The following is a 17,126-nucleotide window of genomic DNA, read 5'->3' as shown; positions in this document are numbered from 1 at the left end:
GATTTCAAAAAAAGCTGATAAAAACTTAGCAGTGAAAACATCAGGGTGGTAAAATCACACTGATTAAGGAACGGGTTGTCGGCTTGAACGATTGAAAACTTCGACTTCGGTCATCTAAAGGAGAAAACTATGCCAGATGTACGTTTTCACAGCGTCTTTGATATTATTGGACCGGTTATGGTGGGGCCAAGTAGCTCACATACAGCCGGGGCAGCGCGGATTGGTAAAGTAGTGCGCGACATTTTTGGCGAAACCCCGGAGACGATTACGATTTACCTTTATGAATCATTTGCCAAAACCTATCGCGGTCATGGTACCGATGTGGCGCTAGTAGCAGGGCTGTTGGGGATGGCACCTGATGATCCGCGGTTGCCGGAATCGCTGAAGCTGGCCTATGACCAAGGCATTAAAGTGAGTTTTGTGCCGAAAAGCGATAAGGTTGATCATCCTAACACGGCACATATTGTTTTGCAAGCCGGTGATCACCGGTTAGCGGTCACTGGGGTTTCCATTGGTGGCGGGAATATTCAGATCACGGAAATCAATGGGTTTAAGATATCGTTGAGCATGGGTCAGCCGACTTATATCACCATTCATGACGATGTGCCGGGGATGATTGCGCAGGTCACCAAGATTTTCTCCGATCCCGGCATTAATATCGGGACAATGACGGTGACCCGCACTGCTAAAGGGGAACAGGCAATTATGATCATTGAAACGGATGATTATCATGATGATATTTTGGCCAAATTGAAATTATTACCGCATATGCGCAATGTCACTTACTTTGAGTGATGACGCGCTAACAACTGGTTACGAACTGGCTAATAAAGGAGCTTATCATGTTTTATACCGTTAAAGAACTTGTAGAACAAAGTCATGCCTTCTCCTCGGTTGCCGAACTCATGGTGCATACGGAAGTCGAAAACTCAACGCGGACTGAAGCACAGATCCGTCATTTAATGAGCCGTAATCTGGAAGTGATGGAACGCTCGGTTAAGGAAGGCATTGCCGGGGTCAAAAGTGTCACCGGGTTAACCGGCGGCGAGGCCAAAAAGCTGAACCATTATATTGCCGCTGACCGGTTCATGAGCGGTAAGCCGATCATGGAGGCTGTTCGCAATGCAGTGGCAGTTAATGAAGTGAACGCTAAAATGGGACTGATTTGTGCGACGCCGACTGCGGGATCGGCAGGAGTTCTGGCCGGTGTTTTGTTGGCGATGCGTGATCGCCTGCATCTGACGCATGATCAGCAGCTTGATTTTCTTTTTACCGCTGGCGCGTTTGGCTTGGTCATTGCAAATAATGCCGGGATTGCCGGAGCAGAAGGCGGGTGCCAGGAAGAAGTTGGCTCGGCCAGTGCGATGGCTGCGGCGGCGTTGGTTTGTGCTAATGGCGGCAGTGCCGAACAGGCAGCCACCGTCGTTGCGATTACGTTGCAAAACATGCTGGGGTTGGTTTGTGACCCAGTTGCCGGCTTGGTGGAGGTTCCGTGTGTGAAGCGAAATGCACTGGGAGCAAGTCAAGCCATGATTTCCGCTGATATGGCATTGGCCGGTTGCATCAGTGTGATTCCGGCCGATGAGGTGATTGAAGCGGTTAACCGCGTCGGCATGCAGTTGCCAGCAACATTGCGGGAAACCGGTGAGGGCGGCCTAGCAACGACACCAACTGGCTTACGGCTGAAAGAACAAATCTTCGGCAAAAAGTAATTGTGATTCAATGACGGCACGAAAAATTTTTGCCCGGCATGAGTTTTATTTAAACGGCGTTACTGGCAACAAGGCATTTGGAAAGGGTCAATCGTGATTAATTTATATATTATTCGACATGGTGAAACAGCAGGTAATGTGCGCCGCTTAATTCAAGGCGTGACGAATTCACACTTGAATGCGCGCGGGCGTAAACAGGCGTTTGCTTTAGGCGTTGGTTTGCGCACGAACGGTTTGAAGGTAGAGCGTGTAGTGGCAAGTGATCTCATTCGCGCGCAGGAAACCGCCCAGCAGATCTTATTAGGGATGCAAAAAAAGTTGCCAGTTGAAACTGACAGCGGTCTACGTGAACAAAATGATGGCATTTTTGAAGGCCGTGAACTGGAAGACGTTTCCCAGAAAGTTTTTCAGGTTCCGGATTATCATCAGCTGGTCACCAGTGGCAAAGTGCCGATTGAAGCGATTGCGGACGGGTTTCATGCCGCCGATACCACGAATCAGGCGGAAGACAGTCAACAAGTTATTGCGCGCTATGATTTTGCCTTGCGTCGGATTGTTGCAGCGGCGGAAACAGCCGGTCAGTCCAATATACTCGTCGTGAGTCACGGCACGGCTAGCTTGTTATGGTTACGTGCACATGGAGGCGTTTTGCCCAATCGAACCGAACTAACCAATGCCAGTGTTAGCAAGGTGACCTACCAAGATGGCCGGTTTAAAGTTGCCTGGCTGGATAATACGAGTTTTCGCGATCAGGGTTTGAAGGAAGTCTGGACCCACGATGCTTGAAAAGAAACGTCTGCTTAGTCACATCATCAAGTAGGCGTTTTTTTTGCGCCTGTGAGTGCTGGTGAACGGAGAATCAAGTCATTTTTTGCAGGTGCCCTGTTATTTTCGAAAAGATTGTGCACTATCTAAATCAGCCGTGCGCGCGTATACTTAAGGTGAATTTTGAAGTGGAGGCGGTGGATGATGAAGCTGACAGTCGAAGCTTATCTTGCCAAGTTGACCAATTTACTATTAGCGCCAGGCACGCGTGCGTTTGAGCGCCAACAGTTAGTGCGGGCCAAACAGCAGGTGGAAGGCGGCGCTTCTGTCGGGGCGAGCTGGGATCAACTAAAAGCAAGCTTGCGACCCTTGGCGATTCGCGATAACCTGACGCCGGATGTAGCCGATTTTTATCGGGCGCAGACAGGTGATTCTGAAGGTGCGCAAACAACGGATATTAGTGCACATTTTCAGCATGATCTGGCTTATCAGGAGCGGGCCATTTTTGCTGGTGGCTGTTTCTGGTGCATGGTTGAGCCATTTGTTGATCAGCCCGGTATTCAATCAGTCATTTCTGGTTACACAGGTGGGGACGTACCCAATCCGACATATGAGCAAGTCATCAGTGACCAGACTGGCCATGTCGAAGCAGTGGAGATTATTTTCGATACGCGGCGGATTCACTATCAGGAATTGGTTGACTTGTATTTTCAATTAACGGATCCAACCGATGCATTGGGGCAATTTCAAGATCGCGGTGGTCATTATCGTCCTGTCATTTTCGTTGCCGGACCGAGCCAACGTCAAATTGCTGAAGCCGCTAAAGCTAAGGTGGCGGCTTCCGGGCGTTATGTGCGGCCGATTGTGACGGCCATTGAACCTGCTGCCACTTTCTGGCCTGCAGAAAATTATCATCAGGACTTTTACAAAAAGAATCCGCAACGTTACCGGTTGGTTGAAAAAACCCGCCAGCAATTTCTTAAGTTTCAGCATGCGCAAGGTGATTTGCGGGTGTTGCTGAAACGCCGTAAAGCTAAGTAGCTTGGCCGAGGGGATGATGACATGCAAAAACCTAAACGTCATTGGAGCGAGCGTGATATGCCTAATCTTGCGGGTAAGGTTGTCGTGGTGACCGGTGGAACAAGCGGGGTTGGCCTAGCCATGAGCGCCGCGTTATTGCGACATGGCGCGGCGGTGACGATTGTAGGTAAAAATAAATCCAAAGGCGAGCTGGCGGTTGTTAAGTTAAAGCAGCAGACGAAGCGGCAAGCCATTACCTTCATGGCCGCGGATCTTAGTGAGCAACAGGCAGTTAACCGGCTGGCAAATCGCCTTTTGCAGGTGCTGCCGCGTTTAGATATTTTGATCAATAATGCCGGGGTTATGATGCCGGCTAAGCGAATCGTGACGGCTGACGGCGTTGAATTGACGTGGGCGGTGAACTATTTTTCCGGATTTATGCTCACGTTGCGGCTGGCGGGGCTACTAGAAAAGGCACCGTCAGCTCGGGTGGTTAATGTTGCGTCAATTGCAATGGGCAACCCGCAGCTGACGTTTAACCAGTTTGACGGGCGCAACTATCGCCCATGGCATTTTTATATCACGTCCAAATTGGCTCAAGCTATGATGGCGGTCAAACTCAACCAACTTTTTAAAGCAGCCGGACACGCGGTCATGGTGAATGCGTCCAGCCCGGGACTGGCGGCAACCAGTCTTAAGGTGATTCAATCGAAAGCAACGGCCTGGCCCATGCGACTGGCCGCACTGAGTTTTCGGGTGCTGCCTTGGATGCGCCAATCCCCGCAGCAAGCAGCATTACCCGCACTCTACGCCGCAACTGCACCTCAAGCAGAAGGCGGGGTTATCTATGCCCCGGCATTATGGCACGGTCTGCGCGGGTATCCCGGCTTATCGGCATGGAATCAGCGACCAGAACTTCATGATCAGGCTTTGTTGGATCGTCTTTATCGTGCTTCACGCCAGGTGACGGGTATTTAGTCTGTCTTCGAAATGTTCAACCAGATGCTGGGGCTATGTTTTTCACAACAATCCTGATTTAATCACCATGAAAAGGGTTTCCAAAATTAGTACATGTTGTGGTGGCCTTCCCTATTACCACCAATATATTGTATATTCAAGACTTACATTTCAGATTTTCTTGCGGCATAATAAAAACGGTCGTTGTCGTACAACGAAAACTGAAACTTAAGGGAGTCTTGTTTTGTGCAAACGTCTGGGAATTATTTTAGTTGGTTGCTGCATCAGTTAAAAGGATGGCCGCAACAGAATTATTATTTATTTTGGTTTGCCTTTGGGTGTCAGCTGATGACGTTGGTGGATGCAAAAATTACTGCTGTTACCGTCATTACTTTTATCGGCACAACCTTAGGGGTACTTTGTGTGCTGGCAATTAACGCGACCAAGGCTGTCAATGGCTGGCTTGGGTTGCTGAGTGCGGCCTGCTTTATTTTTGTTGGTTATACCGCCCGCAATTACCTTTCCATGTTCGAACAGATTGCTTACGTGGTTACCCTGGATCTGCCGGTGTTAATTAGTGTGCGGACTTGGAATGACGATACCAAGAACCATCTGAAGACTTTCAACTTGCAGAAATGGGTGTTGTCCATTGGCTTCACCTTGGTGGTTTGGGCAGTCAGTGCGTACTTAATCGGTCAATTCACGAATGATCCTCGCCCAGTTTATGATGGTATGGCATTTGCAATTTCGTTAACAGGCGGCATTGTTTGCTTCTTGCGGTACAACAATCAATATTTCTGGTGGTTGTTCAGCGGGATTGCACAGCTTATTTTGTGGGCTGTCACCTTTGCGCAAGGCGATGCGAGCTTGGCAATGGCGATCAACTCCAGCATTTATGTCATCAATGATATCCTTGCGTTCACTGTGAGTCCTTGGTTCAATCGTGGGCGTAAGCAACTTGGTTTAAAGACACTTTAAATAGCACTTTTGCTATTGATGTGGTAATGTTTTAATTTGTTGTAACCTAATTAAGCTAATTGAGGAGCGAGATTTGTGATCTACATTCTGGGCAGTATTGGTGCAGGAAAAACGTCTTTGACAAAAGTTTTGTCAGCGGATATGGAAGCACCTGCGTATTATGAAGATGTTGAAGGTAATGGGATGATTGCCAATATGCTGCAGAAGTTCTATGGTGCCGGCGCTGACAGTCGTAAACGAACCGGGGCCATGTTGCAGATTGCATTTTTGACCTTCCGTTATCAGCAATTGAAAAAAGCCGTGACGCAGGAGAATGCGATCATGGATTCGTCACTGGAATCAGACTTTGTGATGGCGTCACAATTGCATAAACATGGCGAAATCGATGACATTGATTACAACGTCTATGTCACGTTGTCTCAGGAAATGCAAAGTAACGTCAATGGCAGTCCATGGAACGGGTTGCCGGATTTAGCCGTTTATCTCAAAATCGATCCGGATCATGAACTCGATGAAATTCAAAGTCGCGGCCGGGATATGGAAGACATTCGCCAAAAGCCGGAATTGGTCGCATATTATCGACGTGTCAATGCTGCCTATCAAGATTGGGCAAAAGGTTACACGCGCTCATCCATGATTACCATTGACCGTGATCGGTATGATTTCATGCATTCTGCAGCAGATCGGGCGACAGTGCTTGATCAGATCGAGTCTAAGCTAGTTGATCTAGGCAAGCTATCACCCCAGACTTTTGAGGCGTTACAAGCCAAACATGCAGCCGGTCCAATTTCGAAGTTTGCATAATTTTGATGGTTGCCACCAAAAAAGGTTCCAAGTAGCTATCCTGATTGGCAGGATCGTTAACTTAGAACCTTTTTGTTTGCCGCTCATCACTAGGATTTAAAAACAGGGTACCAAAATTACACATTGAAAAGCTGAATCGGTGCGTTTTAAGGTTTTGCAATCATTACCGCGTGTCTATGCTATGATTAAATCAAAATGTGAGTAGGCGTCATCCATGGCGTTTTGGCTTAGATGTGGTGAACTATTGAAGGAGGAAACCATTCGTGACGATTTATGATCAGCATATGCATACACTGTATTCATTTGATTCTGAAGCCCAGTTGCGGGATTATTTAGCGCAGACTCAGGCACCTGTTGTCACCACTGAGCATCTTGAATTTGATAATCCTGATGATGGCGGGCGTGATGATCTGCCGGATTACGCCGGGATGAAACGAACACAAGCCGCTCTTGCTAGTCACTATCAAAACGAAATGTTACTTGGGATAGAGGCAGGCTACTTTGCGCCGGCAGAGGAACGATTACGCGATTATCTGGCCAACCACGACTTTGATTTGACGCTGTTGAGTTTTCATCATGATGGGCAGCATGATTACCTAGATGCGCAGCTGGCTGGATTACCGGCAAAACAGCAACTGGAAGATTACTTTACGCGGATGCTGGCTGGACTCAAACAGTTTCACGATGCGGATGTTCTTGCTCATTTTGATTATGGCTTGCGGCTCTTTGATATCACACCGGAGCAGTTGGAAGCATGGGGAAAGCCACTGCTGGATCAGATCTTTGCCATTGCAGTCGCGCATGATCTTGCATTGGAGTTAAACACCAAGTCGATGTATCGCTGGCACAATGCGCCTTTGTATGACCAAGCCATCGCCTGGTATCAGCAGGCAGGCGGCCATTTGTTTACGATTGGCAGTGATGCTCATGAAGGTCCGCATTATGAAGCCAACTTTAAACAGGCACTGGCCATGTTAAAGCGGCACGGCGTCAAAGAAATTGCAACCTATCGTCGTCATCATCGGACAATGGTGCCAATTGAGCCGCCTGTGGTTGATGCAGATAATGTTTATTGAAATTAGCGCACTAAAAAGCCGTTTCCGCAGATGATGAGCGGAAACGGCTTTCGTTTACTTCAAATAAGCATTGACAAAGTTGAAACTGTTACCCGGGCTGGTTTTTAGATCGTGCATTTTTGGATTAACCATCCGCGCGGCAACGAGTTGATAAAGCGGAATCGCGCCGGCTTGATTGACCAGTAGTTGTTCGGCTTGCGTCATGTCTTTAAACCGCGCCGTTGGATTGTTGGCATCAGCACCATTGGCCTTGGCCATGAGCTGGTCGTAATCGCTATTTTGCCATTGACCGTGGTTGTACTCACTGGTGCTGGTGAACAGATCCAGATACGTATTCGGATCAGGGTAATCTGCGCCCCAAGTACTTAGCACCATGTCAAAATCACGCGTCGATGCTCGCTGTTGGCGATTCTTGGCCGGCACGCTGGCAATGCTGATCTTCAGGCCAGGCAGATTTTCCTGAAGCGTTCCTTGAAGATACTCTTGGGTTGCCTTGACTGCATCAACGTCATCACCGAGAAGCTCAACATTAACATTCTTAATGCCGAGTTCCCTAAGCCCTTGATTCCAGAGCGTTTGGGCCTTTTTCTTGTTATATGTGGTGATTGTTTTTGTGCCCTTACCAACGGCAGTGGCAAAATCGGTTGAGCTGTCAGGCAATTGGCTCAAGTCGGCTGGGGTGATGCCGCGTGCAACGATTGAGCCGTCAGCAAGAACATTTTTAACAAAAGAATCGCGATTAATGGCCATTGAAATTGCTTGACGAATCTTCGTGTTTTTAAACGCGGGTACTTTGTTTTCGTTTAGTTCCAGGAAATACGTGCGGGCGCGTTTGGTGGCGACATAACCGGTCTTACCTTTTTGTTGTGCGGCAAGTTGGCCGGTTAACGTGGCATCATCCAGTTTGCCGGTGTGGTAAAGGTCGAGTGCCGTATTGGTGTCTTTGACCACTTGAACATCGATTTGAGTCAGGTGAACATTCTTTTGATTCCAATAACGGTTGTTTTTGACCTCGGTCCACTTGTCGCCGGTACCGGTCCAACCTTTGGATTTAAAGGCACCGTTTGAAAGCGTGTATTCGGACTTGGTGCCGTATTTGTTGCCCCATTCCTGCACTTTTTTAGCGGGTTGCGGGAAGAAGGCGACATTGTTTAGCAGGCTGTTGAAATAGGGAATCGGATGTTCCAACGTGACTTCCAGCGTCTTGCTGTTGATTGCTTTGACGCCAAGGGTCGCGGCCGGTTTTTTACCAGCGCGGATGTCGTCAGCGTTCTTGATCCCGGAATACATATTGGCCTGGGATGACTTAGTGGCCGGGTTGACCGTCCGCTGCCAGGCGAAAACGAAATCCTGTGCCGTGACCGGAGTGCCGTCACTCCACTTAGCATCGCGTAACGTAAAAGTATAAGTAAGCCCATTGTTAGTTGGCTTCACAATCTTAGTTGCCATTGCCGGCTGTAGTTTATGCCCGTAATACTTGTACAGGCCATTCATGGTATCAATAATCGCCTGGCCGGAAACGCCTTCCGATGCCTTACTTGGATCAAGCGTTTGCAGCACATCTGATTCCATGCGGTGCCAGACCTGTTGTTTGCTCGAATTGGAACTCGATTGTTTGCCTTGCTGACCGCATGCAGCTAGAACAATTGTGAGTGCTGCCGTGATCATAACGAGCCATTTATGTTGTGTTTTCAAGTCTTGCCCCTCCAGTTAATAGACTGTTAATAGAATAACAATCTCCTTACAAAAAGCAAGCGTTTTAGCTCGAAAAAACCTCGTATTCAGCCGCCCTAAAGTGGGTCTCGGATAAGGAGTATCGCGGGGTTTAGTGTGCTGGCAGCTTATCAGTCCGAAATATCAATTTAACGGTGAATGAGTCGTCATGGGCCTCAAGCTTCATTTTTCCGCCCATTGTAGTCGTCAGCGATTGGACGATGCTTAAACCCAAACCGACACTTTGCGTGGTGCGCGCCGCATCGGTGGTGTAGAAGCGATCGACTAATTGATCAACATGCGAAACCGGTTGTGCCGTGTCATTTGAGAAGGTCATGACCAAGTGATGGCTATCTTGGCGGGCAAAAGAAAGCTTGGCCTGACTTTTGGCATATTTAAGCCAGTTGCCAATTAAATTCTGAATAATCCGGCGCATGAGGGTTTCATCGGTTTCAAGCATTAATTGATCGGTGATGGCAGGTGTCACTTTTAATCCGCTGGCAGTAAGCTGGTCATAGTAATCAAAGAGTTCGTTTTTAAGTAATTCCGAAACGTTAACGGATTGATGGTTCAAACTGCGGGTCTTTTCCTGAATCAGGTTGAAGTCCATCAGATAATGCAGATAGTAGTTGACTGAACGCAGGTTGTTGGCAATCCGGGCGAGGGAAGGCTTGGGATCGGCTTCAGGTTGACGGTCAAGTAGTTGAACATAACCGGTTGCCACTGTGAGCGGGGTTTTGATATCGTGCGTCAGATCCATGAGCATTTGGTGAATCTTTTTTTCCTGTTCAACTTGTTCGATTTGAAGTTGATGCATCGTATTGAGATTTTGATTGATGCCCGCGCTAAGTTTGCGAATCAAAGGTAGGTTCGTGTTACTTGTGATCCCTGCATTGGTGTTATGGTGATTAATATAATCAAGATCACGGCTGATGCGATGAACATCGGTTATCACCAGTAATAGCAAGGCAAAGAGTACTAGACAGATCACGATAAGTAAGATAAGGATGCCAAGCATAATGATTTCTCCTTGCTAAATCAAACGTACACCGATGCCCCAGATTGAAATGATGTATTTGGGATCATGGGCAAGTTCATTGATTTTTGTCCGTAAGTTGCTGATGTGAACGTTTAAGGTATTGTCGGCATTTAAAAACGGCTCACCCCATACATGTTCATAAAGTTGGCTTTTATCAAAGACTTGATGGGGATCACGCATCATTAGCGCCAACATGTCATATTCTTTTTTAGGCAGCGTTAGGGTTTGCTGATTAACGGTCACCACATGGCGCTTAGGGTCTAATTGAATTTCGCCGACTTTTAGTTGATCGTTCGTCGTTACCGGTTGGCCGCTGACTTGGCGCAGTTGGACTTGAATGCGTGCTAGTAATTCGTCAATGTCAAACGGTTTGGTCAAATAATCGTTTGCGCCTTGCTGCAACAGGGCAACGGTTTTGACTTTTTCCTGAATCGCCGTTAACACCAGCACGGGAACTTGGGATGTTTTACGAATGGTTGTTAAAACACTTTCACCGGTCACGTTGGGCAGCATTAAATCGAGAATGATCAAGTCCGGTTGTTCTCGATGAAAGGCCGTTAAAGCCTGAATGCCGTCATAAGCCTGGGTGACCGTATAAGTCGGGGTTAGCACATCTTTTAATAAGGCCTGGATATCCTGATGATCTTCAACAATTAATATCTTCGCCATCAGCGTCACTCCTTTCCTCCAATGATAGTGTAAGCTATTAATGCACCTTTTCACAATTTAGGATTAATTAAGGATTGATTATGCTGGTAATTAAGGAATGATCGCTATGCTGGTTTTGTAAAGCAAAATAATGGAGGTAAGGACGATGGATGAACCGGTTTTAACGATTGATCAGGTCAGTAAACAATTCGGTCATTTTCAGGCACTGGATCAAGTGAGTTTTACGGTTGAACGTGGTGATATTTATGGCTTAATTGGCGAAAACGGGGCGGGAAAAACGACCTTGATGCGGCTGATTACCGGCTTATCCCCAATGCAGGCAGGCACGATTACACTGCTGGGGGAGCGGGCCGGTCATTACCAGCGCGCTTTAAGTCGAGTAGGGGCGATTATTGAAAGCCCGGCAGCGTTTGAAAAATTAACCGTCACTCAGAACTTGCGACTTTGCGCCATTCAGCATGGCATCAATGATCAACAGGTCATTGCAGAGACGATTGATTTTGTGGGGCTTCAGGAAAAGCGAACCACCAAAGTTAAGCACCTTTCACTTGGTCAGCGACAACGATTGGGGCTGGCATTAGCAATTTTGCCACGGCCGGATTTTTTGATTTTAGATGAGCCGATCAACGGTTTGGATCCGGCCGGGATTATGGAATTTCGAAGATTACTTAAGTTATTAAATGAAGAACGCAAGACGACGATTTTGATTTCGAGTCATATTTTGAGTGAACTTTATCAAGTATCCACCCGGTTTGGCATCATTCACCATGGTCAAATGATCAAGCAATTAAGCAAGGCGGAATTGGATCAGGCTAATCAATCAGGACTGGCCATTACCGTGGACCGGGCGACGGTGGCCGCACAGGTATTGGATCAGCACGGTTATCAGCCGTTTGATGTACTTGACGACCAGCATCTGTTATTACGCCAAAAAGATGTCGATGCGGCCGCGGTCAATCAATTACTGGTGACCAGTGGGGTGAGTGTTCAAGACGTCAGCCACCAAGCCGGTTCATTGGAGCAATTTTACATGCGCTTGCTGGGGCAGACTGAAAAACAGGAGGGACAGGCATGATGAATCAAATTCGCGCCGATTTCTATCGCCAACGCCGTACACTAGGCATGTATGTCATCGTTCTTATCACCATCGCCTATGCTGTTTGGTCTGTTACAAGCAAGAATATCGGCGGTGTGACAGTACATGGGGATGACAATCTTATTGCTCAAATTGCTGCAAAAACGTGGACGGCTCAGTTTGGCGTGCAGGCCGCCAATATGTCGGACACGCTCTTACTTTATTTCTTTATCGGGGTCTTTGTGATTGTTTTTGGCTATGAGTTTAGCCAGAAGGTTTACAAGAATACGCTGATTTCAGGGATTTCGCGCCTCCAATTTGTTCTGGCGAAATACTTAGTGATGTTGCTTGACTTACTTATCTTATTTACCGTTAACTTTGGTATTGCGCTGCTTGGCGGTTTAGCGAAGGGGCGCGCATTAGGTGTCAGCTGGCCAAGTGTTTTGAATACTATGGGTTTAAGTATTGTTGCAGCCACCTTTTTCCTGAGTGTCATCTTTAGTCTGGGCGTCTTTTTATTAATCGCGACTGGCTCGATGACAATTGCCACGATTGTCGTGGTTATTTTTCCGATTCTCGTAGGGGTGATCCATCTAATTGGAGAGTGGTCATGGTTGAAGTATATTGATTTCTTGGCAGTTTCCCAGAACTTGGGCGTTGGTAGCATGGAAATGAGCGAGTTGCCGCCGTATATTGCAGTTAGCCTCGGATTTTTGATTGTGATGATCGGTTCGTCAGCATGGCTTTTGCAGAAAAAAGAGTTATAACCTGAGTCACTTTCAATCATAGCTTGAATAAACAACCAGCAGAAACGTCTCTTCAGTCGGCGCATCTGCTGGTTGTTTGCGTTAATCTTCAAGTGGCGGGTGACGGGTTTTGTTGCTGAAAGATCGTCAGAAACTTTTGCGCGGTTCGCGACATGGGCGCATGGCGGGTCCAGATCAACGTCATACGGGTCGTGAGTTTAGGTGAAAATGGGATAAATGATAAGGCCATTTCCCGGTTATCGAGTAAATGATCAAGGCCCACAGTGTAACCTAAGCCAAGGTTTGTCAGTATTCCGGCATTGTAGGCTAAATTGAAGCGGGCAACGATTTGCGCGGGGTCAAAATTGGAACCGGCCCATTTTTCAAACAAGGTGACAACTGGTTGTCGTTCTGAAATGATGAGTGGTTGATGGCGGATCATTTTTGGCGTGACAGCCGCGAATTTAGCCAACGGATCGGTTTTAGGAACCACTAATCCCCAGATGTTTTCACCGGAAATCGGTGTATAGGCATATTTATAAGTATCGGCCGGATCAATCACAACGCCAAAGTCGAGTAAGCCATGGTCAAGTTGTTCGGTGATTTCGGCCGCATTACCACTGTAGATTTTTAATTTAACATCAGGAAATGTGGTCACCAAGGCCTTGGCCGCATGCAGAACACTGCGATTAAGCCTGGATTCACCCAGACCAATGGCTAAGCTGCCGTTAATGGCTTGGTCATCAGTCATATCGGTGATAGCAGCGTCTGTCAGGTTAAGGATTTGGCGCGCCCGGTTGACGAGATAAGTGCCATTAGCAGTTAAGCTGATCGCCCGATTTTTCCGATTAAAAAGTTTGGTGCCAAGTTCACGCTCTAGTTCCTGCATTTGGCGCGACAAGGCAGGTTGGGAGATGTGAATCTTATTGGCAGCAGCCGTGATCGTGCCTGCGTCGGCAATTGCTACCAGATAACGTAACGTGCGTAATTCCAAGGCCAAGGCTCCTAATCATAATAAAAATGCATAATGATACATACTATATAAGTATTATACATTTTTCAGTTGCTGACGCATAATGAACTCAATGACGAAAGAAGGTAGATCGTGTGACTAAAGAGAATGATCATGCGGGTCTTTTCGGACTAGGCCAAGCTAACACCGCTTATCAACAATATTTTAAAGGCCAGAGCTATTTGCATTCACTTGTAGGCGCGGAAAATGAAATTGATGTCCATGTCGCCAATGTGACGTTTGAACCTGGGTGCCGCAATAACTGGCACATTCATCATCACGGATTTCAAATCTTGCTGGTAACAAGTGGTGAAGGCTGGTACCAAGAAGCAGGCAAGCCGGCACAAAAGTTACGTCCAGGCGATGTTGTCACGATTCACGAAGGTATCAAACATTGGCACGGGGCCACAAAAGATCATTGGATGAGCCATATTGCAATTACGAAAGGAACCAGCGAATGGCTTGAACCTGTCAGTGATGAAGCATATGCAGCATTAACGGAGGTTGACTAATTGATGAAGAAACAAACAGCAGGAAGAAAACAGTTAGGCGATTTTGCCCCGCAATTCGCCGCACTAAATGATGATGTCTTGTTCGGCGAAGTCTGGGCCAAAGAAAACGAGTTATCGGCGCGTGATCGCAGTTTGATCACCATCGCCTGTCTCATGACGAGCGGCGATTTCCCCCAGTTAAAAGCACACCTGAAAATGGGTAAAGATCATGGCTTGACGAAAGAGGAAGTTGTAGCAACCATCACGCATTTGGCATTTTACGCAGGATGGCCCAAGGCGTGGTCGGCAATGGGTTTGGCTAAAGAAGTGTATGGCAAATGAGCGGATGCGGCACCATTTGAGTATTTAGAAAGTGTTGCGTGTGAAGGGCAAATCGCACCGTTTGGCAATGTGGTCACTGGTCATCGGATGCAAGAGGTTGCTGATTTTATCAAGGGTTATAACGCTGCTAAAGTAGAATTAACTGAACATATGAAAGATTAATATTGAGCGCCTGTGGGGATTGTCAAAGAAGTTGATGATCTAACCACGGGCTTTTTATTTTACCCGGGTATGTATTTTTAGATGATGATCAAGTCAGCCCTGAAAAATGTCAACCACCGTTGTACGGCTATGCCCACGGTAAGCAACTTGCCTCGGTGAAAAACCGGCATGAGAATTAAATTAGACTAATGTATACTTAAGAAGTAACTGATACAAGGTGGAAAGTCAGCAAAGGGACGATGGCATGGTGTTAAAAGCGGATTTTTTTGATTATTATCACTACAAGACCGAGCTGACTGCACTTTGTCGTGAGTATCATTTGGCTGCTTCCGGTACCAAAGCGGAATTGAATCAGCGGCTAAGGGCGGCAATGTTAGGTGAGCCTCCTGAGACCCCAACGCGAACGAGCGGACCGACAGCCAAAGTTAATCTTGGTGCGATCACGCTCACGACGCCACTTGCCGGATCGGGTTTCGCGTTTAACGCGGCCGCACGTTGCTTTTTTGCGGCGTATTTTAAGACATCTAAGTTTGCGTTCACCAAGCCAATGGCAGTTGTCAAACGGCAAGCCGAGTCGCGGCCTGAGTTAGGATTGACGGTGGCCGATCTAGTTGCGGTTTATCAAGCGACCCGAACACCATCGGCGCGCAAACAGTTTCTTGCCCATAATGTCGAGGAACAGACTTACGAGTGGAATCGATTTGTACGCGACTTCTTTGCTGATCATGCTACTGTTGTCTTTAGTTCTCGATTAAAAGTTGCAGCAATTCTCTGGAAAAACGTCAAAAGATCAATGACTCCCAAGCGTTGTACACATCAGTTATTGAGCCGATATCGTGAGGAAATCGCACGATATAAATTATAATTTGCGAGTCCTTTTCCGGAAGGGACACTCAATATGCGGTGAAATACCACGATAGCTTTTCATGACCTCTTTGATTTTCATTTTATTTTAGTTGAATATTCAGTATAATCAAAGCCAAGTAAGCGTACCACTTTACAAATGCTATGATCAAAAGTCTTTGAACAAAGCAATTACTTTTGAGTCTTTATTACTTTATTTATAATGACTGGAGGATGAAATGAAAATCAAATCAGGCACCTTGGATCAAGGGTGGGAACTGGTAGACCGATTAGATCACGATAATGTAAAGTCGCACCCTTTTTCCGGGAAGGGGGCTGACTTGACCATTAATCTCATTGCTAAACAAGGCGCTCAAGTTATTGGCGGCGTGGCGGCGAGTTCGGATGATTACGGGATCGGCTATTTGGAGATGCTGTGGGTCGATCCAATGTTTCGTCGGCAAGGAATCGGCCAGGCCTTGCTAGTGGCAGTCGAGCAGGCGCTTTTCAAGGCGGGATGTTGCAAAGTCAGATTAGAAACTTTTGATTATCAGGCGCCGGCTTTTTATCGCGCCAATCAATATCAAGCGTTCGGCAAGTTGCATTATACCCATGCAGCGTTGACCGAATACTTTTTTGTCAAACCATTGCAGTTGCAAGTATCACCAGTATTGCCAGCGATCTATACGTTAGCCTCAGGGGATGATGCAGCGATGACTTGGGTTGAAGATCAGTTTGAGGCAGAGAATTTGGCGAAGAAGCCGCTTTTGCAGGCAAAACCGGGAATCACGTTCACTTTTTTGGCTGAAGAAGATGGACAGTGTGTTGGCGGTATTTTCGGCTATAGCGCTATGTATCGAATCGGCTACATTGAAGCGTTGTGGATCGCACCGGCGTATCGGCGTAAAGGACTTGGCACGCGGCTGGTGAACCAACTATTGGCCGCGTTCAAGGAAATTAATTGTCCAATCGTCCATTTAGATACGTTGTCATTCCAAGGTCCGCAGTTTTATCCTGCGCTAGGATTTCAACAATTTGGAACCGTTGATTATCCTGACAATGGCGTGAGTGAATTGTTTTTCGTCAAGTTGATCCAAGATTGAAAAGAGATGCAGCATGGTCAGCAGCAACAGTATCATCGTCACACGTGAAAAAGCGCCAGCAAAAAAGCAGGCCATTGTGCGCGAAGTTTTAGCAGACTTGCCTGAATGGTTTGGGCTACCCGCATCAACACAGGAATATATTGATGCGGCGGCAGCTTTACCACTATGGGTCGCTAAACAGGATGATCAAGTCATTGGGTTCGTTGATTTTGATAAAACGAGTCAAGCAACAGGTGAGATTAACTGTATGGGCGTCAAGAAAGCTTACCACCACAAGGGAGTTGGCCGGCAACTATTTCAGGCGTTGGCGGCCTTTGCGCGGCAACATGCACATTATCTGCAGGTTAAAACGGTTGATGAAGGTCATTATCCGGAATATGATCGAACAATTCGTTTTTATGAAGCGATGGGGTTTGAGCGCTTAGAGGTCTTCCCGCAGTTGTGGGATGCCTGGAATCCGTGTTTGGTTTTGGTTAAAAAGTTATAAAGATCGCTATGGTTCTGAGAACACAGTGTTTGTGAGTCTCGGAGCCATTTTTATTTGTGGAAGACTACAAATAAAAGTGATAAACGTCATGAACCTATTTACATCTAGTTTTTAAAACTATATAATATAGTC

General features: G+C 46.9%; 19 protein-coding genes. 15 read left to right on the top strand and 4 right to left on the bottom strand.

The window, feature by feature from the left end:
• Window positions 1-129: 129 nt before the first annotated feature.
• The 8 genes from sdaAB (at window position 130) to ACWP87_RS09465 (ending at window position 7,312) form a co-directional block, all read left to right on the top strand.
• The gene (gene sdaAB, locus ACWP87_RS09500) at window positions 130-795 is read left to right on the top strand and encodes an L-serine ammonia-lyase, iron-sulfur-dependent subunit beta (RefSeq protein WP_014569534.1); all 666 of its coding nucleotides are present in this window, start codon (window positions 130-132) and stop codon (window positions 793-795) included.
• Between the two features lie 47 nt (window positions 796-842).
• Complete coding sequence (sdaAA, locus tag ACWP87_RS09495) at window positions 843-1,712, top strand: L-serine ammonia-lyase, iron-sulfur-dependent, subunit alpha (protein WP_014569535.1); 870 nt, start codon at window positions 843-845, stop codon at window positions 1,710-1,712.
• 93 nt (window positions 1,713-1,805) lie between these two features.
• Window positions 1,806-2,498, top strand: coding sequence for a histidine phosphatase family protein (locus tag ACWP87_RS09490; RefSeq protein ID WP_014569536.1), 693 nt, complete (start codon window positions 1,806-1,808; stop codon window positions 2,496-2,498).
• A gap of 180 nt (window positions 2,499-2,678) precedes the next feature.
• Entirely contained in the window at window positions 2,679-3,518 is an 840-nt protein-coding gene (msrA, locus tag ACWP87_RS09485; protein ID WP_014569537.1) for a peptide-methionine (S)-S-oxide reductase MsrA, read from the top strand.
• Window positions 3,519-3,539: 21 nt separating this feature from the next.
• Window positions 3,540-4,475, top strand: a complete 936-nt coding sequence (locus tag ACWP87_RS09480; RefSeq protein ID WP_014569538.1) for an SDR family NAD(P)-dependent oxidoreductase — start codon at window positions 3,540-3,542, stop codon at window positions 4,473-4,475.
• A gap of 225 nt (window positions 4,476-4,700) precedes the next feature.
• The gene (gene pnuC, locus ACWP87_RS09475; protein WP_005689057.1) at window positions 4,701-5,432 is read left to right on the top strand and encodes a nicotinamide riboside transporter PnuC; all 732 of its coding nucleotides are present in this window, start codon (window positions 4,701-4,703) and stop codon (window positions 5,430-5,432) included.
• Between the two features lie 75 nt (window positions 5,433-5,507).
• Entirely contained in the window at window positions 5,508-6,236 is a 729-nt protein-coding gene (locus tag ACWP87_RS09470; RefSeq protein WP_005684857.1) for a deoxynucleoside kinase, read from the top strand.
• 263 nt (window positions 6,237-6,499) lie between these two features.
• On the top strand, window positions 6,500-7,312 hold the full coding sequence (locus tag ACWP87_RS09465; protein ID WP_014569539.1) for a PHP domain-containing protein: 813 nt from the start codon (window positions 6,500-6,502) through the stop codon (window positions 7,310-7,312).
• 54 nt (window positions 7,313-7,366) lie between these two features.
• Here ACWP87_RS09465 and ACWP87_RS09460 read toward each other — a convergent pair whose 3' ends face one another.
• The 3 genes from ACWP87_RS09460 to ACWP87_RS09450 form a co-directional block, all read right to left on the bottom strand.
• The gene (locus ACWP87_RS09460; protein ID WP_014569540.1) at window positions 7,367-9,007 is read right to left on the bottom strand and encodes a peptide ABC transporter substrate-binding protein; all 1,641 of its coding nucleotides are present in this window, start codon (window positions 9,005-9,007) and stop codon (window positions 7,367-7,369) included.
• Between the two features lie 130 nt (window positions 9,008-9,137).
• Complete coding sequence (locus tag ACWP87_RS09455) at window positions 9,138-10,043, bottom strand: sensor histidine kinase (RefSeq protein ID WP_014569541.1); 906 nt, start codon at window positions 10,041-10,043, stop codon at window positions 9,138-9,140.
• A gap of 15 nt (window positions 10,044-10,058) precedes the next feature.
• Complete coding sequence (locus ACWP87_RS09450) at window positions 10,059-10,733, bottom strand: response regulator transcription factor (RefSeq protein WP_015764931.1); 675 nt, start codon at window positions 10,731-10,733, stop codon at window positions 10,059-10,061.
• 145 nt (window positions 10,734-10,878) lie between these two features.
• On the opposite strand from ACWP87_RS09450, the gene ACWP87_RS09445 reads away from it, so the two are divergent.
• Together ACWP87_RS09445 and ACWP87_RS09440 are read left to right on the top strand one after the other, a co-directional pair.
• A complete protein-coding gene (locus ACWP87_RS09445; RefSeq protein WP_014569543.1) occupies window positions 10,879-11,808 on the top strand; it encodes an ABC transporter ATP-binding protein in 930 nt (309 codons plus the stop codon).
• Complete coding sequence (locus ACWP87_RS09440; protein ID WP_014569544.1) at window positions 11,805-12,575, top strand: ABC transporter permease; 771 nt, start codon at window positions 11,805-11,807, stop codon at window positions 12,573-12,575. The genes ACWP87_RS09445 and ACWP87_RS09440 overlap by 4 nt, the downstream gene beginning before the upstream one ends.
• A gap of 88 nt (window positions 12,576-12,663) precedes the next feature.
• Here ACWP87_RS09440 and ACWP87_RS09435 read toward each other — a convergent pair whose 3' ends face one another.
• Entirely contained in the window at window positions 12,664-13,548 is an 885-nt protein-coding gene (locus tag ACWP87_RS09435) for a LysR family transcriptional regulator (protein ID WP_014569545.1), read from the bottom strand.
• A 113-nt stretch (window positions 13,549-13,661) separates the two neighbouring features.
• Between ACWP87_RS09435 and ACWP87_RS09430 the strand changes: the two genes are divergently transcribed.
• The 5 genes from ACWP87_RS09430 (at window position 13,662) to ACWP87_RS09410 (ending at window position 16,994) form a co-directional block, all read left to right on the top strand.
• Window positions 13,662-14,078, top strand: coding sequence for a cupin domain-containing protein (locus ACWP87_RS09430; protein WP_014569546.1), 417 nt, complete (start codon window positions 13,662-13,664; stop codon window positions 14,076-14,078).
• A gap of 3 nt (window positions 14,079-14,081) precedes the next feature.
• Window positions 14,082-14,399: a carboxymuconolactone decarboxylase family protein gene (locus ACWP87_RS09425; protein WP_005689073.1), complete on the top strand. Its 318-nt coding sequence runs from the start codon at window positions 14,082-14,084 to the stop codon at window positions 14,397-14,399.
• A 406-nt stretch (window positions 14,400-14,805) separates the two neighbouring features.
• Entirely contained in the window at window positions 14,806-15,426 is a 621-nt protein-coding gene (locus ACWP87_RS09420; RefSeq protein ID WP_014569547.1) for an SAP domain-containing protein, read from the top strand.
• 217 nt (window positions 15,427-15,643) lie between these two features.
• A complete protein-coding gene (locus tag ACWP87_RS09415; protein ID WP_014569548.1) occupies window positions 15,644-16,507 on the top strand; it encodes a GNAT family N-acetyltransferase in 864 nt (287 codons plus the stop codon).
• A 13-nt stretch (window positions 16,508-16,520) separates the two neighbouring features.
• Window positions 16,521-16,994 carry a GNAT family N-acetyltransferase gene (locus ACWP87_RS09410; RefSeq protein WP_014569549.1) on the top strand — a complete coding sequence of 158 codons (474 nt, stop codon included), beginning with the start codon at window positions 16,521-16,523 and terminating at the stop codon, window positions 16,992-16,994.
• Window positions 16,995-17,126 lie beyond the last annotated feature (132 nt).

It is taken from the genome of Lacticaseibacillus sp. 22 (assembly GCF_055413445.1).
The sequence above is the reverse complement of the archived record's forward strand: the minus strand, read 5'-3'. Positions and strand labels throughout refer to the sequence as shown.